The sequence below is a fragment of the Pseudomonas citrullilanati genome (assembly GCF_030580855.1).
Classification (GTDB): Bacteria; Pseudomonadota; Gammaproteobacteria; order Pseudomonadales; family Pseudomonadaceae; genus Aquipseudomonas; species Aquipseudomonas citrulli.
Genome location: NZ_JAUQOP010000001.1, coordinates 57759 through 84099 on the forward strand (window position 1 = coordinate 57759; position 26341 = coordinate 84099).

Annotated in this window: 18 protein-coding genes; 7 read left to right on the forward strand and 11 right to left on the reverse strand. The window is 63.4% G+C overall.

The features are described 5' to 3' along the window. Positions 1 to 57 precede the first annotated feature (57 nt). From Q6A48_RS00210 to Q6A48_RS00220, 3 genes are all read right to left on the reverse strand, one after another. Positions 58 to 924, reverse strand: a complete 867-nt coding sequence (locus tag Q6A48_RS00210) for a DUF6279 family lipoprotein (RefSeq protein WP_304550964.1) — start codon at positions 922 to 924, stop codon at positions 58 to 60. A gap of 81 nt (positions 925 to 1005) precedes the next feature. Next, the gene (locus tag Q6A48_RS00215; RefSeq protein WP_304550965.1) at positions 1006 to 1716 is read right to left on the reverse strand and encodes a TorF family putative porin; all 711 of its coding nucleotides are present in this window, start codon (positions 1714 to 1716) and stop codon (positions 1006 to 1008) included. 198 nt (positions 1717 to 1914) lie between these two features. After that, complete coding sequence (locus tag Q6A48_RS00220) at positions 1915 to 2103, reverse strand: PFL_1563 family small protein (RefSeq protein ID WP_018607615.1); 189 nt, start codon at positions 2101 to 2103, stop codon at positions 1915 to 1917. A gap of 338 nt (positions 2104 to 2441) precedes the next feature. Between Q6A48_RS00220 and Q6A48_RS00225 the strand changes: the two genes are divergently transcribed. Further along, the gene (locus Q6A48_RS00225) at positions 2442 to 3278 is read left to right on the forward strand and encodes a CvfB family protein (RefSeq protein ID WP_304550970.1); all 837 of its coding nucleotides are present in this window, start codon (positions 2442 to 2444) and stop codon (positions 3276 to 3278) included. Positions 3279 to 3714: 436 nt separating this feature from the next. Then, the gene (locus tag Q6A48_RS00230) at positions 3715 to 5169 is read left to right on the forward strand and encodes an NCS1 family nucleobase:cation symporter-1 (RefSeq protein ID WP_304550972.1); all 1455 of its coding nucleotides are present in this window, start codon (positions 3715 to 3717) and stop codon (positions 5167 to 5169) included. Here Q6A48_RS00230 and Q6A48_RS00235 read toward each other — a convergent pair whose 3' ends face one another. Further along, positions 5170 to 6342 carry an MFS transporter gene (locus tag Q6A48_RS00235; protein WP_304550974.1) on the reverse strand — a complete coding sequence of 391 codons (1173 nt, stop codon included), beginning with the start codon at positions 6340 to 6342 and terminating at the stop codon, positions 5170 to 5172. A gap of 102 nt (positions 6343 to 6444) precedes the next feature. On the opposite strand from Q6A48_RS00235, the gene ptrR reads away from it, so the two are divergent. Both ptrR and Q6A48_RS00245 read left to right on the forward strand, forming a co-directional pair. After that, complete coding sequence (gene ptrR / locus Q6A48_RS00240) at positions 6445 to 7338, forward strand: putrescine utilization regulator PtrR (protein WP_304550976.1); 894 nt, start codon at positions 6445 to 6447, stop codon at positions 7336 to 7338. Positions 7339 to 7477: 139 nt separating this feature from the next. Next, positions 7478 to 7606 carry a PA1414 family protein gene (locus tag Q6A48_RS00245; protein WP_304550978.1) on the forward strand — a complete coding sequence of 43 codons (129 nt, stop codon included), beginning with the start codon at positions 7478 to 7480 and terminating at the stop codon, positions 7604 to 7606. A gap of 261 nt (positions 7607 to 7867) precedes the next feature. Here the strand turns inward: Q6A48_RS00245 and Q6A48_RS00250 are convergent, their stop codons facing one another. The 4 genes from Q6A48_RS00250 to speB all read right to left on the reverse strand — a co-directional run bounded on the left by Q6A48_RS00250 (position 7868) and on the right by speB (position 12371). Then, a complete protein-coding gene (locus Q6A48_RS00250; RefSeq protein WP_304550980.1) occupies positions 7868 to 9256 on the reverse strand; it encodes a sodium:solute symporter family protein in 1389 nt (462 codons plus the stop codon). Positions 9257 to 9407: 151 nt separating this feature from the next. Continuing rightward, a complete protein-coding gene (locus tag Q6A48_RS00255) occupies positions 9408 to 10952 on the reverse strand; it encodes a purine-cytosine permease family protein (protein WP_304551401.1) in 1545 nt (514 codons plus the stop codon). A 51-nt stretch (positions 10953 to 11003) separates the two neighbouring features. Beyond that, positions 11004 to 11411: a YybH family protein gene (locus tag Q6A48_RS00260; protein ID WP_304550981.1), complete on the reverse strand. Its 408-nt coding sequence runs from the start codon at positions 11409 to 11411 to the stop codon at positions 11004 to 11006. A 9-nt stretch (positions 11412 to 11420) separates the two neighbouring features. Continuing rightward, positions 11421 to 12371: an agmatinase gene (speB, locus tag Q6A48_RS00265; protein ID WP_304550982.1), complete on the reverse strand. Its 951-nt coding sequence runs from the start codon at positions 12369 to 12371 to the stop codon at positions 11421 to 11423. Between the two features lie 271 nt (positions 12372 to 12642). On the opposite strand from speB, the gene Q6A48_RS00270 reads away from it, so the two are divergent. Then, positions 12643 to 13536, forward strand: coding sequence for a LysR family transcriptional regulator (locus Q6A48_RS00270; RefSeq protein WP_304550983.1), 894 nt, complete (start codon positions 12643 to 12645; stop codon positions 13534 to 13536). Between the two features lie 2 nt (positions 13537 to 13538). After that, positions 13539 to 14135 (forward strand): tRNA-uridine aminocarboxypropyltransferase, encoded by a 597-nt coding sequence (locus tag Q6A48_RS00275; RefSeq protein WP_304550985.1) that lies wholly within the window; start codon positions 13539 to 13541, stop codon positions 14133 to 14135. Positions 14136 to 14266: 131 nt separating this feature from the next. Here Q6A48_RS00275 and Q6A48_RS00280 read toward each other — a convergent pair whose 3' ends face one another. From Q6A48_RS00280 to Q6A48_RS00290, 3 genes are all read right to left on the reverse strand, one after another. Continuing rightward, complete coding sequence (locus Q6A48_RS00280; protein WP_304550987.1) at positions 14267 to 15631, reverse strand: HlyD family type I secretion periplasmic adaptor subunit; 1365 nt, start codon at positions 15629 to 15631, stop codon at positions 14267 to 14269. 202 nt (positions 15632 to 15833) lie between these two features. After that, positions 15834 to 17993, reverse strand: coding sequence for a type I secretion system permease/ATPase (locus tag Q6A48_RS00285; RefSeq protein ID WP_304550992.1), 2160 nt, complete (start codon positions 17991 to 17993; stop codon positions 15834 to 15836). 18 nt (positions 17994 to 18011) lie between these two features. Further along, the gene (locus Q6A48_RS00290) at positions 18012 to 19370 is read right to left on the reverse strand and encodes a TolC family outer membrane protein (RefSeq protein ID WP_304550993.1); all 1359 of its coding nucleotides are present in this window, start codon (positions 19368 to 19370) and stop codon (positions 18012 to 18014) included. A gap of 453 nt (positions 19371 to 19823) precedes the next feature. On the opposite strand from Q6A48_RS00290, the gene Q6A48_RS00295 reads away from it, so the two are divergent. After that, on the forward strand, positions 19824 to 26216 hold the full coding sequence (locus Q6A48_RS00295) for a retention module-containing protein (RefSeq protein WP_304550995.1): 6393 nt from the start codon (positions 19824 to 19826) through the stop codon (positions 26214 to 26216). The last annotated feature ends 125 nt before the right edge of the window (positions 26217 to 26341 follow it).

Below are 26341 nucleotides of genomic sequence, written 5' to 3' on the forward strand. Positions count from 1 at the left end.
TGTTGCCTGTTCAACCGTTATCGCGAGCAAGCTCGCTCCCACATTGGTTTCAGTGGTTTAAGAGCGTGCCGCTTTCAGACATTTCAAATCACTGAAATCCTTTTTCACCCCGTCGATTTTCTTCAATAACCGCTCACGCTGGGGCGGGGTGCTTTCGGCCATCAGGTCGATCAGCAAACTGCGGGCCTGGGCTTCGGTCTTGCTGAAGGCTTCGCGGTAGGCCGGGGTCCACAGGCTTTCGCGATTGACCAGCAGCTGTTCGATGCGTTGCGGGAAATCGGCGCTGTGGCGTTGGGCCACGGCTTGGCTGAACTGGTTCTGCCAGTGGGCACGGTTGGCGATCCATTGCTGGTTCTGGTCGCCGAGGGCGGTGGACCAGGCCATCACGCGCTGGCGCTGGGCGTCGTTAATGGGGCCGAGCCAGTCGTCCAGGCGTTTTTCCATGCGTTTGCTGCGCTCCTGGATTTGCTGCTGCAATGACGGCTTGAGGTATTCCTCCTGGCGCTTGCGCTGGTCCTTGACGAAGGCGGCGTCCATGTCCGCCACTTGTTCGTCGCTCAGGCCCTGGAGCAGCTGGATGGCCGACGGGGTGATTTCCCGGGCGGTTTCGGCAATGGCGGCCTTGGCTTCCTGGGTGCGCTGCTGCAGGGCGGCATCGGTCACCTGATTGGTTTGCACCATGGTCTTGAGGCGGTCCAGCCAGTCGAGATAGCCCGGCAGTTGCGTGGTGCAATGCCAGCTCAGGTGTTCCTTGAGGCGTTCGTTGAACCAGTCCTTTTGCTCGCCGTTGATCTCCAGGTAGTCGTTGAGGGTCCAGGGAATGATCAGGTCGAGGTTGCGGTAGGCCAGGCCCACTCGACTGCAGGCGGTGAGCGTCAGCAACAGGGCGATGAACATGGCGGTGCGTTTCAACCAGCGCGACATGAGCGAGTCCTTGCGAGGGCGTAGGTGCTTTGTTTGAGCATCGCAGACGCGCGGCAGTTCAGCCGATTGAATACGTAACGCTTAGTAAAAAGGGTGGGCCATCTTGAGGGTCAGCAGGCCGTCGCACTGGCTGTTGTGGCCGGAATAGGCCGAGCAACTGCTGCCGCTGAGGCTGGAGTCGCTGTAGATCAGGTCCAGGTCGAGGCCTTTCCAGGGGCGGGAAATTTTCAGCGACCAGTCGCTGAAACTGCCGACATAACCGTTGTCCACCGAGACCGGTGTGTTGAGCTGGTGGGTGGTGTACTTGGCGCTGATGCCGATGCCGAAGGGCACGTTGCCGCCAAGGTCGGCAAACAGCGTGCTGTTCAGTTTGTCCGGATCGTTGCTCAAGGCGGCCCCGAAACGGCTGCCGAGTACGGTCAGGCCGCCGAAGAATTCCTGGCTATCGAGGGTATCGGCGGTGGGGTAGCTGTAATGGATCAGGCCGACTTCATAGCCCAGCGTCTGGTCGAAAGGGTGTTTAAAGCCCATGTAGGAATCGATTTCCAAGTCCGAGGTCACGCCGGCACTGGGCGACCATTGGCCGGCGTACCAGCCGCTGGCATGGCTCAAGTCCAGGCCGCCATGGAACGAGCCGGTGCTCGATTGGGTCACCAGGCCCTGGGCCATGCTGCGGGTGGACGTGGTGCCGAGCTTGAGGTCGAAGTCGCCGAGCTCGCGCTGGAAGACCTGCCCGTAGGCCAGGGAGCACGTCAGCAGGCTGGTCGTCAGCACAGCAACAGGAAAGCGCATGCTTCACTCCGGAATTAGCGAGGAGCAGGAACGAAAACTAAGCTGAAACGCTTGAGCTAGAGAGCTGCAAGGATACCGGCGAATGCTCGGCAGCGATGGCCGTTCGTCGATTCGTGGGAAATGTGCGGAGTGGGGAAGGAGGTTTCCAGTCCAAGCGCTTCGAAACTCAAAGCGCTTTGGGACCAGAGCTGGCGCAGGTTACTTCTTGCCCAGGCTGATCTGCTTGGACGGGCCGAATGTCTGGCCGCTGACGCCCTTGGCAATTTGCTGGATCTCGCCGCCGGACTTGAGGAAGGCAGCGATCTGGTCGTTGATCGACTCGCTGGTTTCAACGGCTGGAGCTGGCTTTGCTTTGCTGTTGGATGCTTTTACGCGCATGACGGCCATTAACCTGTAGATAATTAATTGGGCCAGGCATCGTACAGGAATTACTTGACAATAGCTTGGTAAATATCCCCGCAAGGGAGGGCGGCGAGACGCAAACTGCTCCCGGATAATCACGCTTTTATTGGCCTAAGCCACTGTTTTAAATAACAACGGTGCAAAAACTATAACGCCGATGGCCGATTGCGGCGGGCGCTGCCGGCCTGACGAATGGCCGCCTCCGAGGTGAAAACCCAGGAAAATCAACGGTTGCGCGGGCGTCCCCGGCAAAGCTTGGCGACGGCCACGAATCGCGCCGCAAAACCGGGTAGAATGCCGCCCACGCAATGAGGGTATTGGAAATGGCTTTAATCGGGCGCTACAACAGTCTGCAAGTGGTTAAACACACTAACTTCGGTTTATATCTGGACGGCGGGCCGGACGGCGAAATTCTGCTGCCCAATCGTTATATCCCCAAGGATATTCCCAGCGAAGATGAAGACTGGCTCAATGTTTTTATTTATTTGGACAGCGACGACAAACTGATCGCGACCACGGAAAAACCCAAGGTCCAGGTCGGTGAGTTCGCCAGCCTGAAAGTGGTTGAAGTCAACAGCATCGGCGTGTTCCTCGACTGGGGCCTGCCCAAGGACCTGTTGCTGCCGTACTCCGAGGAAAAGCGCCAACTGAGCGCCGGTGATTACTGCGTGGTGCACGTCTACCTCGACAAGCACACCCGCCGCATCACCGCCACGGCGCGCCTGGACCGTTACCTGGACAAGACACCGGCCCCGTACACGCCGGGCCAGGAAGTGGATTTGCTGGTTGCCGAGGCCACCGACATGGGCTTCAAGGCGATCATCAACAACAAGCACTGGGGGCTGATCCACAAGAACGAAATCTTCAAGTTCATGCGCGCGGGCAAGCAGGAAAAAGGCTTCATCAAGGAAGTCCGCCCGGACGGCAAGATCAGCCTGAGCCTGCAGCCGGTGGGCCAGGAGGCCGCCACCAGCCTGAACAGCAAGATCCTCGCCAAGTTGCGCGAGAACAACGGCACCCTGGCGGTCAGCGACAAGAGCGACCCGGCGCTGATCAGCAGCCTGTTCGGCGTGAGCAAGGGCAACTTCAAGAAGGCGATTGGCGCGCTGTACAAGAATGGCCAGATTGTCATTCATGCGGATCGTATTGAGTTGAGCTGATCTCAGCCGAGCCCCAGCCTCTGTGGCAAGTAAGGATTTAATGTGGCGAGGGACGCCAGCTGTGGGAGCAAGGCTTGCCCGCGATGAAGGCGATGCGGTCTTTCTGATACCGAGGCGCCTGTTCCGCGAGCAAGCTTTGCTCCCACACAGCGGCGCGCTGCGGCGCTTCGCTAGAACCCTTCGCCACAGGAACTGTATTCGACTTCCCTCTGTATACAAAATCCTGCACCTTTAGCATGCACTCGCGCCCTGTTCGTGGGCGCATGCTTGCTCTTGCTGGGCTTTCACCCTCGCTGCACACCGCGGTTTGTCTCACATTCTTCGTCCATGGCACGCATTCTGCGTAGCGCTTCGTATACAAACCATGCCGGCTCCCGTGCGCAGTATGGTGAGCAGGTGGACGCGGGGGCACGGCGGTACCCAAAGGAGCCCCGCGATGTCCAAGCAATTGCCCAACGGCTACAGCCCCCGCCTCTATAACGAAGACCTGGGCCCGCTGCCGCAGAAATGGAATTGGTACAACATCTTCGCGTTCTGGATGAGTGATGTGCACAGCGTGGGCGGCTATGTGTTTGCCGCCAGCCTGTTCGCCTTGGGCCTGGCCAGTTGGCAGGTGTTGATTGCCTTGCTGGGCGGGATTTGCATCGTGCAGGGGGTCGCCAACCTGGTGGCCAGGCCGAGCCAGCAGGCGGCGGTGCCGTACCCGGTGATCTGTCGGCTGGCGTTCGGGGTGTTCGGGGCGAATATCCCGGCGGTCATCCGGGGCTTGATCGCCGTGGCCTGGTATGGCGTCCAGACCTACCTGGCGTCCAGCGCGTTGATCATCGTCGTGCTGCGCTTCTTTCCTTCAATGGAAACCTACGCAACGCCCCAGTTTGCCGGTTTGTCCTACCTGGGTTGGTTCGGTTTCCTCAGCCTTTGGTGTGTCCAGGCGTTGGTGTTCTGGACGGGGATGGACTCGATCCGCCGCTTCATCGACTGGGCCGGGCCGGTGGTCTATGCCGTGATGTTCCTGTTGGCCGGCTGGATCGTGTGGAAGGCCGGTTGGAGCAACATCAGTTTTACCCTGGCGGAAAAGTCCTTGTCCGGCTGGCAGGCATTCGGCCAAGTGATTGTGGCGACGGCCCTGGTGGTGTCGTACTTTTCCGGTCCGACCCTGAATTTCGGCGATTTCAGCCGTTACTGCCGGAGCATGTCCGACGTGCGCCGGGGCAATTTCTGGGGGCTGCCGGTGAATTTCCTGGCGTTCTCGCTGGTCACGGTGGTGATTGTTTCCGGCACCTTGCCGGTGTTCGGCGAAATGCTGCATGACCCGATCGCCACCGTGGCGCGCATCGACAACGATGTGGCGGTATTGCTGGGGGCCTTTGCCTTTGTGACCGCGACCATCGGCATCAACATCGTGGCCAACTTCGTCTCCCCGGCCTTTGACTTCGCCAACGTCGCGCCCAGCAAGATCAGTTGGCGCGCCGGTGGCATGATCGCGGCGGTGGCCTCGATTTTCATCACGCCGTGGAACCTGTTCAACAACCCGCAAGTGATCCACTACACCTTGGATGTGCTGGCGGCGTTCATTGGCCCGTTGTTCGGCATCCTGCTGGCGGATTACTACCTGATCAAGAAACAGCAGATCGATGTGGACGCACTGTTCAATGACGGGCCGAGCGGGCGTTATTACTACAGCGGCGGCATTAACTGGACGGCGGTCAAGGCCTTGGTTCCGGCGACACTGGTGGGGGTGGCGATTACCTTTACCCCCGTGCTGCAACCGATGGCCAACTTTGCCTGGTTCACCGGTTGCTTCCTCGGTGGCGCGCTGTATTTCGCCCTGGCGCGGCGCGAGCCGAACCTCGCATTGAGCCCTTCGCTCAGCCCGGCCGGCCAGGCTTGATCAACGCAGGACCGGGCGCGCGCAGGGGCTCGCCGCATCCTGGCTGGCGGGCCGCAGCAACAGCCCGCCAGCGAACACCAGGCCACTGCCGGCGATGATCAGGGCTGGCTGCAACCCGCCACTGAAGTGGCTGCTCAGCGCCGCCAGCAATGGACCGCTGAGCTGGCCCACGGCAAAGCAGGCGGTCAGCAACCCGGCGTTGCGTTGGGTGGCGTGGGGGGCCAGTTCCCGCGAGCGCAGCATCACCAATTGCATGCAGGCCAGGAACGGTCCGCCACACAAAGCGACCCCCAGCGCCAGCCCCGGCCCGCTGCCCAGCAGGCAGGCGAAGACCCCGGCGGCTTGCAGCCATAGGGTGCCGATCAACCAGCGACCGGTGGTGTTCGGGTCCTGGCGACGCAGGCTGACCAGCAGCACGCCCAGGGCGGCGGCCAGGCCGAAGCAGGGCCAGAACAGATCGGCTTGCCATTGCCCGCGGAACTGCGCAGAGGCCATTTGCGACAGGAACGTGGCCGGAATGATGTAGCCGATGCCGTACAGGGCGTACACCACGCCGAGGCGGCCAATGCCACGGCTCGGTGATGGGAGCGCGGGTGTGGCAACGGCTGGGGCCGCGGCGGGTTGCGGCAGGATCGGCAGGATCCCGAGCAACATGGCCAAGGCCACGCCGGCGTAGACCAACCACAGGGTGGCGGATGCCTGGCCCAGCAGGTTCGAACCGAGGGCGAGCAGGCCGGTGAGGAAAATCCCCAGTCCCGGCCCGGCAAACACCAGGGCGCCAAGCCGTGGGCGTCCGGCCGCTGCGGCCAGCGGTTGGCTGAGGGCCGTGATCATCACCAGCACCCAGGCGCTTGCCACCCCGGTGCCGAAGCGCAGCGCCAGGTGCGGCCAAAAGCCCCAGGCCCAGAACGACGCCAGGGTCAGCAGCACGCACAGCCACAAACCGCCGAGCAAGCGTCGCCGCACCTGCTCCGGACGGCGGGCGAACATCGCGTCCAGCGCGCCGAGGAAATACCCCAGGTAGTTGGCGGCGGCAATCAGACCGGCGGCGGTCAAGTCGACCTGACCTTCGCCGATGAGATGAGGTAACTGGGGCGTCAAGGCAAAGCGGCCAATGCCCATGGCCATCATCAGGGCTATGAAGCTGCCCAGCAGGCGGGTAAGCGGTGACATGTCGTTCTCCAGCGTCGAGGCGAATGACCGTCAGGCTAGAATCGTTTGACTTTCATTAAAAATGAATAATAGTGAGAAACTTGTTCTTTTTTGGAGAAGGTCGTGGAGTTTAGCCAATTGCGGATTTTCCAGGCGGTGGCCGAGGAGGGTTCCATCACCCGGGCGGCCGAACGCTTGCACCGGGTACCGTCGAACCTCTCGACCCGGCTCAAGCAGCTTGAAGAACAGTTGGGCGTGGATCTGTTCCTGCGCGAACGTCAGCGCTTGCAGTTGTCACCGGCGGGAAAAGTCCTGCTGGACTATGCGAGCAAGCTCTTTGCCTTGCATGACGAAGCCCACGCGGCGGTGCAAGGCGGGCAGCCGGCCGGGGATTTTGTGTTGGGGACGATGTACAGCACCGCGGCGATTCATTTGCCGGACCTGCTGGCTGCTTATCACCGTGCTTACCCGGCGGTTAACCTGCAAGTGCAGTCCGGGCCCAGTGGCGAATTGCTCGAAGGCCTGCTCACCGGGCGTCTCGATGCCGCACTGGTGGATGGCCCGCTGGAGCTGGCGGGGCTGGACGGCGTGCCGTTGTGCGACGAGCGGTTGGTGGTGATCACCGAGGCCGATCACCCGCCGGTGCGCAGTGCGCTGGATGTCCAGGGGCGCTCGGTGTTCACGTTTCGCCGTGGGTGTTCGTACCGCATGCGCCTGGAGGCCTGGTTCGCCCATGACCACGCGACCATGGGCCGGGCGATGGAGATCGAGTCGTACCAGGGGATGCTGGCGTGCGTGATCGCCGGGTCCGGGATAGCGTTGTTGTCCGAGTCGATGCTGGCCAGCATGCCGGGACGTGAGCGGGTGACGGTGCACCCGCTGGCCGAGCCATTCGCCAGCGCAACCACCTGGTTGATGTGGCGCAAAGGCATGGTGGGCGCGAACCTGAACGCCTGGATTGAGTTGCAGCAACAGGCCTGGCCGCGCGCGTCGGTGGCGACGGCACGATCGGCTTGAACTCCGGGCGCGGGATTTGGATCAATTCAGTAACAGATCATTGCATTCAGAGACGAGCATTGCGTAACACATCGGACTATTATCAGAGCGAAGGGGCCATAGCATTCTGCCGCTCGTATTACCCTGAGGGGGCACCACGATGAAAGAGAAAATCCAGAACTGGCTTCACGACCTGGGTGTTGCGCTTGGCTTGATCGAGCCGCCGATGCAACCGGTGCCGATTCGTACCGATGACGAGCAACGCCGCCGCGAGCAGCGCCGGCGGTAAACCCACCGGGAATTTGAGGAGATCGCAGTTCCGGTCCATTTCAATTGAGATGGCCCGGAACTGCGATCTTTTTATTTCCGAGGACAACCTGTGGCGAGGGGATTTATCCCCGCTGGAGCGCGCAGCGGTCCCAAACGCTGACACCTCGGTGTGCCAGACAGATTGAATACTGTTTTGGGGCTGCTTTGCAGCCCAACGGGGCGGTGCGACGTTTCGCTAAATCCCCTCGCCACAGGTCGTTCGGCTTGATTCAGTTGGCGATCAAACCGCCTTGGCCACCACCTTCGGCCGCGGCGACAACACACTCACCAGCACGAAGCTCACCAGCGCCACGCCCAGGCTGTAGTAGATCGGCGTGTTGGCGTCCAGGCCGTCCTTGAGCATGAAGAACAACGCGGTCAGGAAGCCCAGCGACATGCTGGTGATCGCCCCGGCGGTGGTGGCGCGTTTCCAGTAGATGGCGCCAATCAGCGGGATCAGCATGCCGCCTACCAACAGGTTGTAGGCCAGGGTCAGGGCGCTGATGACGTCACTGACCACCAGGGCGATGCCCAGCACCACCAGGCCCATCAACAGGGTGGCAACGCGGTTTTCATGGGCGTCGCCGCCGGTGCTTTCACGCCCCTGGCGCAGACGGGGCAGCAAGTCCTGGACCACCGTAGTCGAGGCCGCGAGCAAGCCCGCCGCGGCGGTGGACATCAAGGCCGCCAGGGCGGCGGCGACCACCAGCCCGCGAATGCCGTTGGGCAGGCTGGTCTGGACGATGCTGGCGAAGGCGTTGTTGACGTTTTCCAGGTCCGGCAGCAACACCTTGGCGGCCATGCCGATCAATGCCCCGGCCAGCCCGTAGAGCACGCAATACAAACCCGCTGCGGTGCCAGCCACTTTCGCCACGCCTTCGCTGCGAGCGGTGAACACCCGCTGCCAGATGTCCTGGCCGATGAAGATGCCGAAGAAGTAGATCAGGAAGTAGGTGACGATGGTGTCCCAGCCAATGGCGGTGAAATCGAAGTAGCTGGCCGGCAGTTTTGCCACCATCGCGTCCCAACCGCCGGCGTCGACGATGGACATCGGCATCAGCAGGAACACCAGGCCGATGGTCATGATCAGGAATTGCACGATGTCGGTGAGGGTCAGCGACCACATGCCGCCGATGGTCGAATACAGCACCACCACGCCACCGCCCACCAGGATCGAGGCCCAGAAGGGCAAGCCGAACAGCACCTGCATCACCGTGCCGATGGCGATGGTCGAGGTGGCGCCGATCATCAAGGCATACACCAGCATGATCAGCGCACTGGCGTGGCGCGCGGCCGGGTTGTAGCGGCGCTCCAGCACCTGGGTCACGGTGTAGATCTTGAGCTTGAGCAGCGGCTTGGCCAGGAACAGGCTCAGGCCGACGATGCCCAGGCCGATGGCGCCGCACAACCAGAACCCGGAAATCCCATGGACGTAGCCCAGGCGCACGGTACCGATGGTGGACGCGCCGCCCAGGACCGTGGCGGCCATGGTGCCCAGGTAGAACCCCGGGCCGAGGTTGCGCCCGGCGACCAGGTAGTCGTCGCGGGTCTTGGCGCGACGCATGCCATACCAGCCCAGGGCGATCATGCCGGCGGCGTAGATGAGAACGACGATTAAATCCAAAGCCATGGTGGCGGGTCTCCGATTGTCTTTTTTATAGTGAGGTCATCTGGTGCCGCAGCCACAGTGCGTACCGCTCTTGTGGCGAGGGGATTTATCCCCGCTGGGCTGTGCAGCAGCCCCCTGACAGCCAACTCAATCTGTCAGGCACACCGAGATGTCAGGATTTGGGAGCGCTGCGCGCTCCAACGGGGATAAATCCCCTCGCCACAGGTTCAGCGCTCGGCGAGACCGAACCCTTGCTCCGCGGATCTCCCGGCCCATACACCGTCGCCGGTTCGGGAAACAGCCCCAGCAACACCAGGTACACCGCCGAGGCCAGGCCCAGGGTCACCGGCAGGCTGATGTCGATGCCGCCGGCCAGTTCGCCCAGCGGACCGACGAACTGCCCCGGCAAGTTGACGAAGCACAGCCCCACCAGTGCACTGGGGATCCAGGCCCCCAGGCCGCGCCAGTTCCAACCGTGGTTGAACCAGTAGCGCCCGCCGGTTTCGCCCCGGGTGAACACTTGCAGGTCATCCGGGCAGTAGAAGCCGCGGCGTACCAGCAGGCCGATGATCATGATCACCATCCACGGGGTGGTGCAGGTGATGATCAGCACGGCGAAGGTCGACACGCTCTGCACCAGGTTCGCAGCGAAGCGCCCGATGAAGATGAAGGCGATCGACAGCACGCCGATCAGCAACGTCGCCTTGACCCGCGACAGCAGCCGTGGGAACACGCTGGACATGTCCAGCCCGGTGCCATACAGCGAGGTGGTGCCGGTGGACATGCCGCCAATCACCGCGATCAGGCACACCGGCAGGAAGAACCAGCTCGGCGATACCGCCAGCAGCCCGCCCACGTAGTTGTTCGCCGCGATGTAGTCCGGCGCCTTGATCGCGACGATGGTGGCGGTGGCGAGGCCGAACAGGAACGGGATCAGTGTCGCCAGTTGCGCGGCGATCACCGCCAGCATGATGCGCCGCTTGGCGGTGTGGCGCGGGATGTAGCGCGACCAGTCGCCGAGGAACGCGCCGAAGGAAATCGGGTTGCTCATGGCCACCAGCGCCGCGCCGATGAACGCCGCCCAGAAGCCCGGCTGGTCGAAAGCGACGGTACCGGCGAACTGGCTGTCGAAACTCGGCGCGAACGCCACGATGCCCAGCAGGAACAGCAAGCTGGCGGCCCACACGGCGACGCGGTTGACCCACAGCATGAAGCGAAAGCCGTAGATGCACACCGTCAGGACCAGCAGGGCGAACAGGCCGTAGGCCAGGCCCAGGCTCAGGTCGGTTTCCGGCACGCCGACCAGCCGCTTGGCGCCGCCGATCAATGCGTCCCCGGAACTCCACACCGACAACGAGAAGAACGCGATGGCGGTCAGCAGCGACAGGAACGAGCCGACGATCCGCCCATGCACGCCGAAGTGCGCACCGGAAGACACCGCGTTGTTGGTGCCGTTGAGCGGGCCGAACAGGCCCATCGGCGCGAGGATGAGCGAACCCACCAACACCCCCAGCACAATTGCCCAGGCCCCGGCCTGGAACGACAGGCCGAACAGCACCGGGAAACTGCCCAGTACGGCGGTGGCGAAGGTGTTGGCGCCGCCGAAGATCAGGCGAAACAGATCGCCCGGGCCGGCGGTGCGTTCGTGATCCGGGATCTGTTCGACCCCGTTGGTTTCGATTTGCGTAAGGCTTTTATCGTTATTGTTATGCATGATCTGCTCCGATCATCGAGGCGCATTCATCGGCTGTGAATGTCGCCTGTTTGGCTAAGGGGGTGGCAGCCCTTCCGGCATTGCGGACAAATGTTCGTGACAGGCCAGCCATAGGCCTTGTTGTTCTTGGCGAAACACAATGGTTTCGCGCTCCTGGCTAAAGTGAATCTCCCCTTGCATGCGCAGCTCGGTGGCCACGTCATGGATGAAAACCGCCACGTCCCCTTGCAGGCTGACGAAGGCGTTGCTCGACATGCAGGACAGCACCTCGAAGCCATCCTCGGACCGCCAGCGATCCCACAACGCCTGGTAGGCATCGCGGGACAGCAGGGGCTGTTCGAGGGTGTGGAACACGAAGCTCGCATCGGCCGTGAACGCGCCGAAGTAAGCCGCGCGGTCATTGCGGGCGAAGGCCGACACCAGTTCGGCGGCGGCCCGGAGAACCTGCTCCCGTTGGTTCATGGCGTCCCCTCAGCGATGCGCCACGCCCGGCAGTACGCAGAGCATCTCGTACAGCAGGTTGGCGCCGAGCAGCGAGGTGTTGCCGGTGGTGTCGTACGGCGGCGAGACTTCTACCAGATCGCAACCGACCAGGTCGAGGCCCTGGCAGCCGCGGACAATCTCGATCGCCTGGATGGTGGTCAGGCCACCGATTTCCGGGGTGCCGGTGCCGGGGGCCCAGGCCGGGTCGATGCCGTCGATGTCAAAGCTCAGGTACACCGGGCCGCCGCCGACTTTCTCCCGGACTTCAGCCATCAGCGGTGCCAGGGAATGGTGCCAGCACTCTTCGGCCTGGACCACGCGAAAGCCCTGGCGGCGGCTCCAGTTGAAGTCATCGGCGGTGTAGCCCTGGGCCCGCAGGCCGATCTGTACCACGCGGTCGCAATCGAGCAGGCCTTCTTCCACGGCGCGGCGGAAGGTGGTGCCGTGGGCGATCTTCTCGCCGAACATGTGGTCGTTCACGTCGGCATGGGCGTCGATGTGCACCAGGCCGACCTTGCCGTGTTTCTTGTGGATGGCCCGCAGGATCGGCAAGGTGATGGTGTGGTCGCCGCCCAGGGTCAGGGGGATGACGTCGTGTTCGAGGATCTTGTGGTACGACTCCTCGATGATCCGCACCGCGTCCAGCAGGTTGAAGGTGTTGATCGCCACGTCGCCGATGTCGGCCACCGACAGCGAGTCGAAGGGCGCGGCGCCGGTGGCCATGTTGTAGGGACGGATCATCACCGATTCGGCGCGGATTTCCCGGGGCCCGAAACGGGTGCCGGCGCGCAGCGAGGTGCCGATGTCCAGCGGCACGCCGACGAAGGCGGCGTCCAGGCCGGCGGCGGTGGGTACGTGGGGAAGTCGCATCATGGTGGCGATGCCGCCGAAGCGCGGCATTTCGTTGCCGCCCAGTGGCTGGTGAAGAATCTTGTCCACGGGTAGGGCCTCATCGTTGTTTTATTTATCAGGGGCCGATTCTGCGAAAAGCCGTTGCCGTGAAAAATCGCTGGGGGCAAATACTTAGTTCAGATTTTTCTAAACTAAGGGCGGGTGGGGCGATAAACTGTGGGAGCAAGGCTTGCCCGCGATGAAGTTCATGCGGTTTTCTTTGGAACCGAGGCGCCTGTATCGCGAGCAAGCTTTGCTCCCACAGATAAATCCCCTCGCCACAAATGTGCATTGACCCGCCTGCATGGAGACATCCCCAATGGCCAACGCATTACCCGACCTGAAACTGCTGCGTATCTTCGCCAGCGTGGTCCGGCACCAGGGGTTCGCCAACGCCCAGCATGAGCTCAACCTTTCGACGTCGGCCATCAGCACCTACATGAGCCAGCTCGAATCGGCCCTGGGCCTGGTGCTGTGTCATCGCGGGCGGGGTGGGTTCAGCCTGACCAGCAAGGGCGAGTTGTTCCATCAGGAGACCCTGCGCCTGTTGGGTGAGCTCGAAGGGTTCGAGCAATACGCGGCCGCCCTCAAGGGGGAATTGCGTGGCACGTTGAACCTGGGGGTGATCGATTCCACGGTCAGCGACAAGGCCTTGCCGTTTGCCGAGGCCATCGGGGCCTACAGCCAGGAGCATCCGGCGGTGCACCTGCACCTGTCGGTCCTGAGCCCTTACGAGTTGCAACTCGGTGTGCAGGACAACCGCCTGGACCTGGCCATCGGGGCGTTTTCCACGCGCATGAGCGGGCTGGTCTACATGCCGCTGTACCGCGAGCAGCATTGGCTGTATTGCAGCAACCGCCACCCGCTGTTCACCGAGCGGCGCATTCCCGAGCCCGTCATCACCCAGCAGCGCATGGTCGGGCGCGGCTATTGGAGCCAGGCCGAACTGGCCCGCCATGGCTTCAAGCACAGCGCGGCGACGGTGGAGAGCATGGAGGCGCAACTGATCCTGGTGTTGTCCGGCGCCTACATCGGCTACTTGCCGGAGCATTACGCCCAGGCCTGGGTCGACAAGGGCGATCTGCGGGTGCTGCTGCCGGCGACCTTCGGCTACCAGGCACCGTTTTCGATGATCGTGCGACGCGGTCGCAGCCGCGAGCCGCTGATCCAGACCTTCCGTGATTTGCTCAAAGCTCAACTGAACCAGGCCTGACCATGTCCAGACCCCAATGCCCGCGCTGCCTCAGGCCACACAGCCATTGCCTGTGCCCGTTGATCCCCAGCCTCGACAGTCGCACCCGGGTGTTGCTGCTGCAGCACCCCAGCGAGGTCAACCACGCCTTGAACACCGCCCGGCTGGCGGCTTTGGGGCTGACCAATGCCGAGTTGATCGTGGGCGAGGTGTTCGAGGATCTGCCGCGGTTGCTCGACCGGCCGGGTTACCGGGCGCGGTTGTTGTTCCCCGCTGACGATGCGCAGCCGCTGCACGCCTACGCCCCTTCCGATGAGCCGTTGCTGTTGGTGGTGCCCGACGGCACGTGGCGCAAGGCGCGCAAGTTGTTGCACCTCAACCCATTGCTGGCGGCATTGCCCAGGGTGACGCTGGCCGATGGCGGCGTGTCTCGTTACCGCTTGCGCAAGGCGCCCGGGCCGGGGGCGTTGTCGACGGTGGAGGCGATTGTCCAGGCGTTGCAGACGCTGGAGGCGCCGACAGGCTTCGAGCCGTTGCTGAAGCCGTTCGAGGCGTTGATCGAGGGGCAGATCGCGGCGATGGGGGAGGAGACGTTCCGGCGTAATCATGCTAGGGAGTGAGTGTTGTTTTTGCTGGCCCCATCGCGAACAGGCTCGCTCCCACATGGATCTCCAGCAACTTGCGCAACTCCCTGTGGGAGCGAGCTTGCTCGCGATAGCGGCGGAACAATCGCTGCATATCCCGGCAGAAATCACCGCTCGCGCATCGCCTCGGTCCGCGCCTTCAACACCGGCTTGAGCAAGTAATCCAGGACACTTTTCTCCCCGGTGATGATGTCCACCGTCGCCACCATCCCCGGGATGATCAGCAGCGGCTTGACGTCGCCCCCCAGGTGGTTTTTGTCGGTGCGCACCTGGATCAGGTAGAAGCTGTTGCCCTTGTCGTCGGTGATGGTGTCGGCGCCGATCAGTTCCAGCCTGGCGCTCAGCCCGCCGTAGATGGTGTAGTCGTAGGCGCTGAACTTGACCATGGCTTTCTGGCCCGGGTGCAGGAACGCCACATCCTGCGGACGGACCTTGGCTTCGATCAGCAGGTTATCTTCCAGGGGCACGATTTCCACCATGTCGCTGCCCGGCTGCACCACGCCGCCAATGGTGTTGACCTTCAGTTGCTTGATCACCCCGTGCACCGGCGAGACCACGGTGGTGCGCGACACGCGGTCGTCGATGGCGATGCTCGACGCGGTGATTTTCGACAGCTCGGTGCGTTTTTCGTTGAGGTCCTTGGCGGCGTCGGAGCGGAAGGTCTGTTCCGATTCGTCGATCTTGCTCTTGATCTCGTTGATCGCCGATTCGGCCCGGGGAATGGCCAGGGTGGTGGCGTTGAGCGAGCCGCGGATTTCCACCGCGTTGCGCTTGAGCCGCAGGATCTCCACCGGCGACACGGCCCCGGTCTTCACCAGCGGCGCGGACATGTTCATTTCTTCTTGCAGCAAGGCCAAGGCAGAGCTGAACTGGCCTTGCTTGGAGCGGAACTCCGCCAGTTCCTGGGTCTTTTGCCGCAGTTGTTCGGTCAGGGTCCGTTGCTCGCTGGCCAGGCGTCGTTGCCGTTGTTCGTACAGGGCGCGTTCATCCTCGGCCACTTGCGGCGCCTTGCTCGTCACCTCGGCCGACAGCGTGAAGGGTCGCCCCTCGGCTTCCGCCGACAGCCGTTCGACCTGGGCAGTCAAGGCGTAGCGGTCGGCTTCGCTCTCGCCCTTGTTCGACAGGAACCGCGTGTCATCCAGGCGCAGCAGGGTGTCGCCCTTGTTCACCATCTGGCCTTCGCGCACGAAAATCTCGGTGACGATACCGCCCTCCAGGTTCTGGATCACCTGGACCTTGCTCGACGGAATCGCCTTGCCTTCCCCGGTGGTGACCTCTTGCAGGACCGCCAGTTTCGCCCAGACCAGCCCGGTGATGATCAACCCGGCCGCCAGCCACACGGTGACACGCGATCGCCGGGGCGAGTCCTGCAACGCCGCACTGGCGGTTTCCGCCAGGAACTCGCTCTCGGCGCTTTTGCTGAAACTGCCGAAGTAGCTTCGGGCGGCTGGATCGGGTGTTTGAGCAGGCATGAAAGCGGTACCCGTTGGTTAAATGAAATAAAGCCGAACACATACTTGTGGCTTGAGAGGGTTATCTGTGGGAGCAAGGTTTGCCCGCGATGGAGCCAATGCGGTCTCACTGGGACCGAGGCGCCAGTATCGCGGGCAAGCCTTGCTCCCACACAAACCTTGCTCCCACACAAACCTTGTTCCCACAGGTTGCTGTGTTGTTCTATACCGCCGCGGAGCCCACCCGTCCTTTACGCAACGCCTCGATCACCGCTTCCTTCGGCCCGTCCGCCACGATCCGGCCGTTGTCCAGTACCAGCAGCCGGTCCACCAGGCTCAGCATCGAGGTGCGGTGGGTGACCAGCAGCACGGTCTTGCCCTGGACGCGGGTGTGCAGTTTTTGCCGCAAGAGGTCTTCGCTGCTGTTGTCCATGGCGCTGGTGGGTTCGTCCAGCAGCAGGATCGGTGGGTCGAGCAGCAGGGCCCGGGCCAGCAGCACGGCCTGGCGCTGCCCGCCGGACAGCAGTTGGCCGCGTTCACCCACCGGGCGGTCGAAGCCTTGGGGATGCTGGCGGGCCAACTCGGTGACGCCAGTCAGTTCCGCCACTTCGAGCATGCGCGCGTCACTGATATAGCGGGCGCCCAGGGTGAGGTTGTCGCGCAGGCTGCCGGCCAGCAGTGGCAAGTCGTGGGCCACGTAGCCGACCTGTTGGCGCAGGTCGGCGACGTCCAGTTGCCGCAGGTCCAGGCCGTCGAGCAGCAGTTGGCCTTCCTCGGGCGCGTAGAAGCCCATCACCAGCCGCGCCAGGGTGCTCTTGCCCGAACCGCTGCGCCCGATGATCCCGACCCGTTCGCCGGGCTTGAGGCTGAAGCTGACGTCGGCCAGTGCCGGGGCGCTCTGGCCGTTGTAGTGGAATGTCACGCCGCTGACGTCCAGCGCGCCCTGCAATTGGGTGCGCTCCAGCGGGCGCTGCTTGGCATCGCGCTCCTGGGGCAGTGCCATCAGGGCGTCGGTGCTGCGCATGGTGAGTTGGGCTTGCTGGTAGCGGGTGATCAGCCCGGCGATCTGGCCCAGCGGCGCCAGTACGCGGCTGCCGAGCATGTAGGTCGCCACCAGTGCGCCGACGCTGAGGTTGCCGGCGATGATGCTGTAGACCCCGGCCACGATGGTCGCCATGCCGGCCAGTTGTTGCAGGAACAGTGTGCCATTGGTCGCCAGCGCCGAGAGGTTGCGCGCGTGGCTGTCCAGGCGGGTGAGGGCGCCATGGGTGCTTTCCCATTGATGCTGGCGCTCGCTTTCCGCGCTGCAGGCCTTGAGGGTTTCCAGGCCGCCAAGGGTTTCGATCAGCAAGGCCTGGCGCTGGGCGCCCAGGGCCAGGCTTTTTTGCACGGTGTCGCGCAGGCGCACCTGGATGATCATCGCGAAGACGATGGTGATCGGGAACGCGATGACCGGAATCACCACCAGCCAACCGCCCAGTAATCCGATCACCACCAGCATCAGCAGGGCGAAGGGCAGGTCGATGAGGCTGGTGAGGGTCACGGCGGTGAGGAATTCCCGCAGGCCCTGGAAGTCATGGATGCTTTGGGCGAACCCGCCGATGGTCACCGGCTTGGCTTTCATGGCCATGCCGGTGATGCGCTCGAACAGGGTCGCGGAGAGGATCACGTCGGTTTTCTTGCCGGCGGTGTCCAGCAGATGGGCGCGCACCACCCGCAGTACCAGCTCGAACCCGGTGCCGATCAACAGCCCCACGGCCAGCACCCACAAGGTCGAGGTGGCCTGGTTGGGCACCACGCGGTCGTAGGTCTGCATGACGAACAGCGGCACCATCAGCCCCAGCAGGTTGATCAGCAGGCTCGCCAGGATCGCGTCGCTGTACAGCCAGCGCGACAGTTTCAAGGTGTCGCGGAACCACGCTTCGACCCGCGGCACCAGGGGCGCGCGCAAGTCTTCGAGTTCATGCCGTGGCCGGGCGAACAAGGCCTGGCCACTGTAGTCGAGGGCCAGTTCCTCGCGGCTGACCCATTGTTCGCCGCCCTCGGCTTCGCTGGGCAGGATCAATGCCCGGCCGTCGTCACCCCAGCGGCGCAGCACCGCGCAGCGTCCCCCCGCCAGGATCAGCATCACCGGCAGGTTGAGCGGCGAGATGTCAGCCAGCTCGCGCCGCAACAACCGGGCCTGCAAGCTGGCCCGGGCCGCTGCGCGAGGCAGCAGCTCCAGGCCCAGGCGTTGGTGCGCCATAGGAAGCCCGGCGCTGAGGCTGGCGCGACTGGCGGTCGCGCCATGGAGTTTGCAGAGGATCAACAGGCCGTCCAGCAAGGGATCATCGAAGTTCAGGCGCGGGTCGGCGCCGGGGGTTGCGGGTTCCATGCTGGTCATGTCGATCGCTCCCAGGCGCTACTTGAGTTCGGGCAGGCGCGCTTGGTTCTTGACCTCGGTCTGCGCAATCGCGTCGGCCGGCAGCACCACCCGTTGCTTGTTCAACAGCAGGCCCATGTTCGCCAGCACCCGGTACATCGAGTATTCCTCGGTGTAGCGCACTTCGGTGTAGCGACGGTTGGCGTTGTACAGCTCGTTTTCGCTGTCGAGCAGGTCGAGCAGGGTCCGCTGGCCGAGGCCGAACTGGTCCTGGTAGGCGGCGCGCACGCGGGTGGTGGTCTCGGCGTATTCGCGGGCGGTGGGGGTCTGCTTGCGGGCGTTGGTCATCGCGTTCCAGGCCAGGCGCGTGTCTTCGTTGAGCTGGCGCAGGGCGTTGTTGCGGATATCCATGGCCTGGTTGATCTGGTGGGCGTTGGAGGCCAGCCGGGCCTTGTCGCTGCCGCCGCGAAACAGGTTGTAGTTCATCACCACGCCCACGCGCCAGTTGTTGTCGTGGCCTTCCTCGCCGCCAAGGTTGTTGTTCGCGCCCACCGCGGCCTCGGCATCGAAGCGTGGATAGAACGGCGACTTGGCCACTTCGTACTGGCTCTCGGCGGACTGGATGTCGGCCTGGGCCGATTTCAGGTACGGGTTGTTGTCCATCATGCTCTGCTGGGCCTCGCGCAGGTCGGCGGGCATTTCGCCTTTGGTCGAGGGCGGGGTTTCCAGCTCATCGGGCATGCGTCCGACCACGCTGTAGAAGTTCGCCTCGGCGTCGGCCAGGTCTACTTCGGCGGTGTCGAAGTTGTTTTCCGCCAGGGCGCGACGAGCCTTGGACTGGTCGGAGTCGGCGTTGCTGCCCACCCCGCGCTCGGTGCGCAGGCCAATCTGGTCGTTGACCCGCAAGTGCGCTTGCAGGTTGTTCTTGGCCAGGGTCACCAGCTCGCGCCGCTTGAGCACTTCCAGGTAGACCTCGATGGTGCGCAGGGCCAAGTCTTGGGCGGTGCCCTGGGCGTAATAGGCCCGGGAGTTGACCACGCCCTTGGTGCGCTCCACTTCGTTGGCGACGTTGAACCCGTCGAAGATCATCTGCCGCAGGCGCAGCTCCGACTGGGTGTAGTTCAGGATATTGGTGTGGTGGTTGCCCAAGGCCCGGGTGTTGGTGTTGTCGCTGTAGCCACGGCCGTAGCCGGCGTTCAAATCCACCGACGGGTAAAAGCCCCCCTGGGCGACCTTGACGTCTTCATTGGCCGACAGACGGCTGTCCACCCGTTGCGCCAGCTCCGGGTGCGTCGCGATGGTGCTCTGGATCGCTTCGGTCAATGACATGGCCTGCGCCTGAGAAGAGCAGGCCATGGCCAGCAAGACTGCGCTGCAGAGAGGGGTTAGAACGCGCATGGGTGCATCTCCTGAGGGTCTGTAAGTGCTTCGTTGTCGCCAGAAATTTGACGTATTTAAGATCAAAACCGTTTCAACCTTGTAACAACACAGCTAAGAACATCCTGCGCAAAACCTAAGAAGAATTTCTCATAAGCTTTATTTCGAAAAAAACTTATGTGCTCTTCGAAAACCAGCACATTGTTCAAAGCGAAAGCCTTTGAATCTGCGGGTTCTGTCGGCTTTTAGGCGTCAATAAAAGTTCCAGCGGTTTTTTAAGCGACGTGGAGAAATGTCGAAAACGAGGATGGCGGGGGTGAAATAAAGCGACGGTTTTTTGTCATTCTGGCGAAAAGCTAGCACCTTCCAAACCCTTCAAAGCTGGCAAATTTTCCAGCTTTTTTGGCCGCCATCCTGAGGACGGATTCTTCACCCAGACACGTGCCGACTGCGGTTGGCAACGGAGGACAGCACATGGCAGCGCTCATCGGTACCGTCAGCAAAGTGGTAGGCCAGGTTTTCGCAGAAGCGGCTGGAGGGCTGCGGCGGCCCCTGGTGGAAGGCGACCGGCTCTACGCCGGCGAACACCTGGTTACCGGGGCCGAGGGCGCGGTGGCGGTGCACTTGCAGAACGGCCAGGAACTGACCCTGGGCCGCGGCAGCGACCTGACCCTGACGCCGCAGTTGCTCGCCCACGCTGCGCCGCATGTCCAGACAGCGGAAGCGACGGTGCCGAGCGACGCGCAACTGACCGACGTGCAGAAACTGCAACAAGCCATCGCTGCCGGTGCCGACCCGACCCAGGCCGGTGAAGCCACGGCCGCGGGCCCGGGGGCCGGCAACGCGGCGGGCGGCCTGGGGGGCGGCCACAGTTTCGTACTGCTGGAGGAAGTGGGCGGGGAGGTGGATCCGCAGATCGGTTTCCCTACGGCGGGGTTCAACGGGATCCCCGAGTTCCCGCAACTGCGCCTGGCCGCTGACCCGGACGCCAACGGCGACGACGGCAGCGTGCCGCCGGTGACGCCTCCGGACAATCCGGTGACCCTCGACGGGGTGAATGTGGACGGTGGTGAACTAACCGCCAACGAAGCCAACCTGGCCGATGGCACGGCCAGCAATCCGGGCGCGCTGGTGCAGAGCGGCACCTTCACGGTGTCCGCCCCCGACGGGCTGAGCAGCCTGAGTATCGGCGGTATCAGCGTGATCACCGGCGGGGTGCCCGCAGGCTTTCCACAAACCATCACCTCGACCTTGGGCAATACCCTGACTGTCACGGGCTATGACCCGGCCACCGGCGTGGTCAGCTACACCTACACCCTCACCGACAATGAAACCCATCCGGCCGGCGGCGGTGCCAACAACATCACCGAACAGTTCCCGGTCGTGGCGGTCGACAACGACGGCGACACGGCCACCGGCACCCTCGATGTCAACATCACCGACGACGTGCCGCAGGCGATTGATGACAGCCACCCCAATACCGCCTCGGAAACCCTCGTCACCCTCACCGGCAATGTGTTGCCCAACGATCACCAGGGCGCCGACCGCATCCCCACCGGCCCCGACAGCGGCCCGATCGTGGGCGGGACCTTCACCGGCACCTACGGCACCCTGGTGCTGAACCCCAATGGCACGTACACCTACACCCTCGACACCAGCGACCCGCAATTTATCGCATTGCATGGCGGCGGCAGTGGCACCGAAACCTTCACCTACACCCTGACCGACGCCGACGGCGACACCAGCACCGCGAACCTGGTGCTGCAAGTGCACAACAACGACGACCCGGTGATCATCACCGGCCTCGACACCGAAGGCGGCGAGCTGACGGTGCAGGAGAAAAACCTCGGCGACGGCAGCAGCCCGGATGCATCGGCGCTGACCCAGAGCGGGACGTTCACCCTCACCGCCCTGGACGGTGTGCAGACCTTGAGTGTCGGCGGCATCAACGTGGTGACTGGTGGCGTGGCCGCGGGTTTCCCTCAATCGATCACCACCGCGCTGGGCAACACCCTGACCATCACCGGTTTCAACGCGACCACCGGCGTGGTGAGCTACAGCTACACGCTGCTGGACAATGAAGCCCATCCCAATGCCAACGGCGCCAACAGCCTGAGCGAGCAGTTCGCGGTGGTGGTCACCGATGACAATGGGACCACCGCCAATGGCAACCTGGACGTGAGCATCGTCGACGACGTGCCAAAAGCCGTGGACGACAGCAATACCGGCACCGCCTCGGAAACCCATCTGACGCTGACCGGCAGCGTGTTGACCAACGACACCCAGGGGGCGGACCAGGTTGCGTCCGGCCCAGTGACTCCCGGCACGTTCACCGGGACCTACGGCACTTTGGTGCTCAATGCCGACGGTTCCTACACCTACACGCTCAACAGCGCAGACGCGGACTTCAAAGGCCTGCACGGCGGCGGCAGTGGCAGCGAAACCTTCTCCTACACCCTGACCGACGCCGACGGCGACACCAGCACCGCGAACCTGGTGCTGCAAGTGCATAACAACGACGACCCGGTGATCATCACCGGCCTCGACACCGAAGGCGGCGAGCTGACAGTGCAGGAGAAAAACCTCGGCGACGGCAGCAGCCCGGATGCATCGGCGCTGACCCAGAGCGGCACGTTCACCATCACCGCGCTGGACGGTGTGCAGACCTTGAGTGTCGGCGGCATCAATGTGGTCACCGGTGGCGTGGCTGCGGGTTTCCCTCAGTCGATCACCACCGCGCTGGGCAACACCCTGACCATCACCGGTTTCAACGCGACCACCGGCGTGGTCAGCTACAGCTACACGCTGCTCGACAACGAAGCCCATCCCAATGCCAATGGCGCCAACAGCCTGAGCGAGCAGTTCGCGGTGGTGGTTACCGATGACAATGGGACCACCGCCAATGGCAACCTGGATGTGAATATCGTCGATGACGTGCCAAAAGCCGTGGACGACAGCAATACCGGCGCCGCCTCGGAAACCCATCTGACGCTGACCGGCAGCGTGTTGACCAACGACACCCAGGGGGCGGACCAGGTTGCCTCCGGGCCAGTGACTCCCGGCACGTTCACCGGGACCTACGGCACTTTGGTGCTCAACCCCGACGGTTCCTACACCTACACGCTCAACAACGCAGACGCGGACTTCAAAGGCCTGCACGGCGGTGGCAATGGCAGCGAAACCTTCACCTACACCCTGACCGATGCCGACGGCGACACCAGCACCGCGAACCTGGTGCTGCAAGTGCATAACAACGACGACCCAGTGATTATCACCGGCCTCGATACCCAAGGCGGCGAGTTGACGGTGCAGGAGAAGAACCTCGGCGACGGCAGCAGCCCGGATGCATCGGCGCTGACCCAGAGCGGGACGTTCACCCTCACCGCCCTGGACGGTGTGCAGACCTTGAGTGTCGGCGGCATCAACGTGGTGACTGGTGGGGTGGCCGCGGGTTTCCCTCAATCGATCACCACCGCGCTGGGCAACACCCTGACCATCGCCGGTTTCAACGCCACCACCGGCGTGGTCAGCTACAGCTACACGCTGCTTGACAACGAAGCCCATCCCAATGCCAACGGCGCCAACAGCCTGAGCGAGCAGTTCGCGGTGGTGGTCACCGATGACAACGGCACCACCGCCAACGGCAACCTGGACGTGAACATCGTCGATGACTTGCCCACCGCTCACGCTGATTCGGCTTCGGTGAATGAGGGGGGTACGGTCAGCGGCAATGTGCTGGACAACGACGTGGGCGGTGCCGACGGGCCGGCTGCCAGTGGCGCGGTGATCGGCGTCCGTGCTGGCAACGACACCTCGTCCCCGGCCATCGGCGGCCTCAACACCCAGATCAACGGCACCTACGGCTACCTGACCCTGGATGCCAACGGCAACGCCGTCTACCACAGCAACCCGAACACCGTCGGCGCCCCGGGTGCCACGGACGTGTTCACCTACACCGTGCGCGATGCCGACGGCGACCAGAGCACCACGACCATCACCATCGACGTGCACAACAGCTGCCTCGTCGCGGCTTCGGACCAGGACATCACCGTCTACGAAAAAGCCCTGGACCTGAACCAGGACGGCCAGGACCTGGCCCCCGGCACCGTCACCGGCAGCGACCCGAGCACCACCGGGGAAACGGCCAGCGGCAGCCTGGTGGGGGCGGTGTCTGGCGCCACTGGCGCGGTGACTTACACGTTGGTGGGCAATGCCACCGGAGCCTACGGCCAACTGCTGCTCCATCCGGACGGTTCCTACACCTACACCCTGACGTCGCCCGCCACGACAACGCCCCATGCCAACGATGGCGCAAATGTGCTGAGCGACAACTTCACCTATCAGGCTACCGACGCCCAAGGCAACAGCGTCACGGGCAACCTGGTGGTGAGCATCGTCGACGACGTGCCCAAGGCGGTCGCGTCCGAGCGTTCGGTGACCGCGGTGGAAGTGGATTCGAACCTGCTGATCGTGCTCGATGTCTCCGGCAGCATGGCCGATGCCTCGGGCGTGCCGGGGCTTTCGCGGCTGGATCTGGCGAAGCAGGCCATCAGTGCCTTGCTCGATAAATACGATGACCTGGGGGATGTGAAAGTCCAATTGGTGACGTTCAGCCGCGGCGCGACCGACCAGACATCCGTGTGGGTGGATGTGGCGACCGCCAAGACGCTGCTCGGCAGCCTGACGGCGGGCGGCGGGACCAACTACGATGCGGCCGTGGCAGCTGCCAAGGCTGCGTTTGTCACCTCCGGGCAACTGACCGGGGCGCAGAACATCGGCTATTTCATCTCCGACGGCAAACCGACGTCGGGCCAGGAAACCGGTTCGGCAGATGAAGCAGCCTGGAAAGCCTTCCTCGACGCCAACGGCATCAAGAACTACGCCATCGGCCTGGGCAGTGGCGTGAGCAATGCCCATCTCGATCCGCTGGCCTACGACGGCAGCACCCACACCAACACCAACGCGGTGGTGGTTACCGACCTAAACCAACTGAACTCGGTGCTCTCCGGCACCGTGGTCGGCGTGCCGGTCACCGGCAACCTGTTGGGCGAGGGCGGCTCGTTCGGGGCCGACGGCGGCTTCGTCAAGAGCCTGGTGGTCGACGGCACCACCTACACCTATAACCCGACGGCCAACGGCGGCCAGGGTAGCCTGAGTGCCAGCGGTGGCGCCAACCATGGCACCTTCAACAGCGTCGACAACACCTTGAGCATCGCCACGGCCCACAACGGCACGTTGGTGGTCAACCTCGACACAGGCGCGTTCAGCTATACCTCGCAAACCGCCACCAGCACCTTGATCACCGAAAACATCGGCTACACCGTCAGCGACAACGACGGTGACCTGGCCGGTTCCAACCTGGTGATCAAGGTCGTGCCCAACAGCCCGCCAATCGCAACCGACGACAACATCATCACCAACGTGCTGTCGGGCAACCTCGTGATCCCGGGTGAATTGCTGCTGGGCAACGACAGCGACGCCAACGGCGATCCGCTGACCGCCTCGCCTACCGGGTTCAATACCGGTTGGGTGGCCCGCGGCGCGGACTTTACCGGCACCACCGGCACGGCGAGCTTCACCGGCAACAACGTGCAATCGATCAACCTCAACCGCAGCGCGTTCGTCGCCAATGCGGCGACCATGACGGCGGTGCTGGTGGTCAGCGGCGCGCTGGGCGCGGTGTCCACCAACAACGCCAACGATGAGGACCGGCTCAACATCAGCCTCAAGCAAGGTGAAACCCTCACCCTGGATCACAACCTGGCGGCGGGCCACGTCTCCCTGGAATATGCCCTCAACGGCGGGCCTTTCATCGCCATCGCCGACGGTGCCTCGTTTACCGCAGCCGCCGATGGCAATTACCAGATCCACGTGACCAACATCGCCAATCCCGGCGGCGGTAATGCCAAAGCGGCGGAAAACTATCAGCTGACCCTCACCGTCAACTACGCCGGCGCCCATGACAGTACGCCGGATTATCACGGCACCTACACCGCCAGCGACAATCATGGCGGCAGCGACGGGGCGGCGGTGAGCATCAGTTATCAGGCCGAGCACACCCTGACGGGCACCAGCGGGGACGACGTGTTGTTGGCTGGCAATGGCGACAACATCCTCAATGCCGGCGACGGCAACGACATCCTCAGCGCGGGGGCGGGCAACAACGCCTTGCACGGTGGGGCTGGCAACGACCTGCTCTACAGTGGCGCGGGCAACGACCTGCTCGACGGCGGCACGGGCACCGACACCGCCAGCTACGCCCACGCCACCGCCGGGGTGACGGTGAACCTGGGCCTGCTGGCCGCGCAAGACACCCTCGGCGCGGGCACCGATACCTTGAACGGTATCGAAAATCTCATTGGCTCGAACTTCAACGACACCCTGACCGGCGACGCAGGCAACAACCGGCTCGACGGCGGGTTGGGCCATGACGTGCTCAATGGCGGTGGCGGCGATGACCTGCTGATCGGTGGCCTGGGCAACAACACCCTGACCGGCGGCGGCGGTGCCGATACCTTCCAGTGGAAGGTGGGCAACAGCGGCCATGACTTGGTCACCGACTTCACCCCGGGCGTCGACAAACTCGACCTGTCGCAACTGTTGCAGGGTGAAAACGGCAGCGCGGCATCACTGGACGATTACTTGCACTTCTCCGTGAGCGGCAGCGGGGCTTCGGTCACCACCAGCATCGACGTCAGCGCCCTCGCCGGCGCGACGCCGAACCAGACCATCGACCTGGCGGGCGTCAACCTTGCCAGCCACTACGGCGTCACGCCGGGAGCGGGGGGCATTATCGGTGGAGCGGACACCGCGACCATCATCAACGGGATGTTGAATGATCATTCGTTGAAAGTGGACACGGTGTGAAGGCTATTTGTGGCGAGGGGATTTATCCCCGTTCGGCTGCGCAGCAGTCGCAAACCGGTCGGTAGCTGCCGCACTACTGTTGCAGTGCGGCGCCTGATTTTGCGGTTGCTTCGCAACCCAGCGGG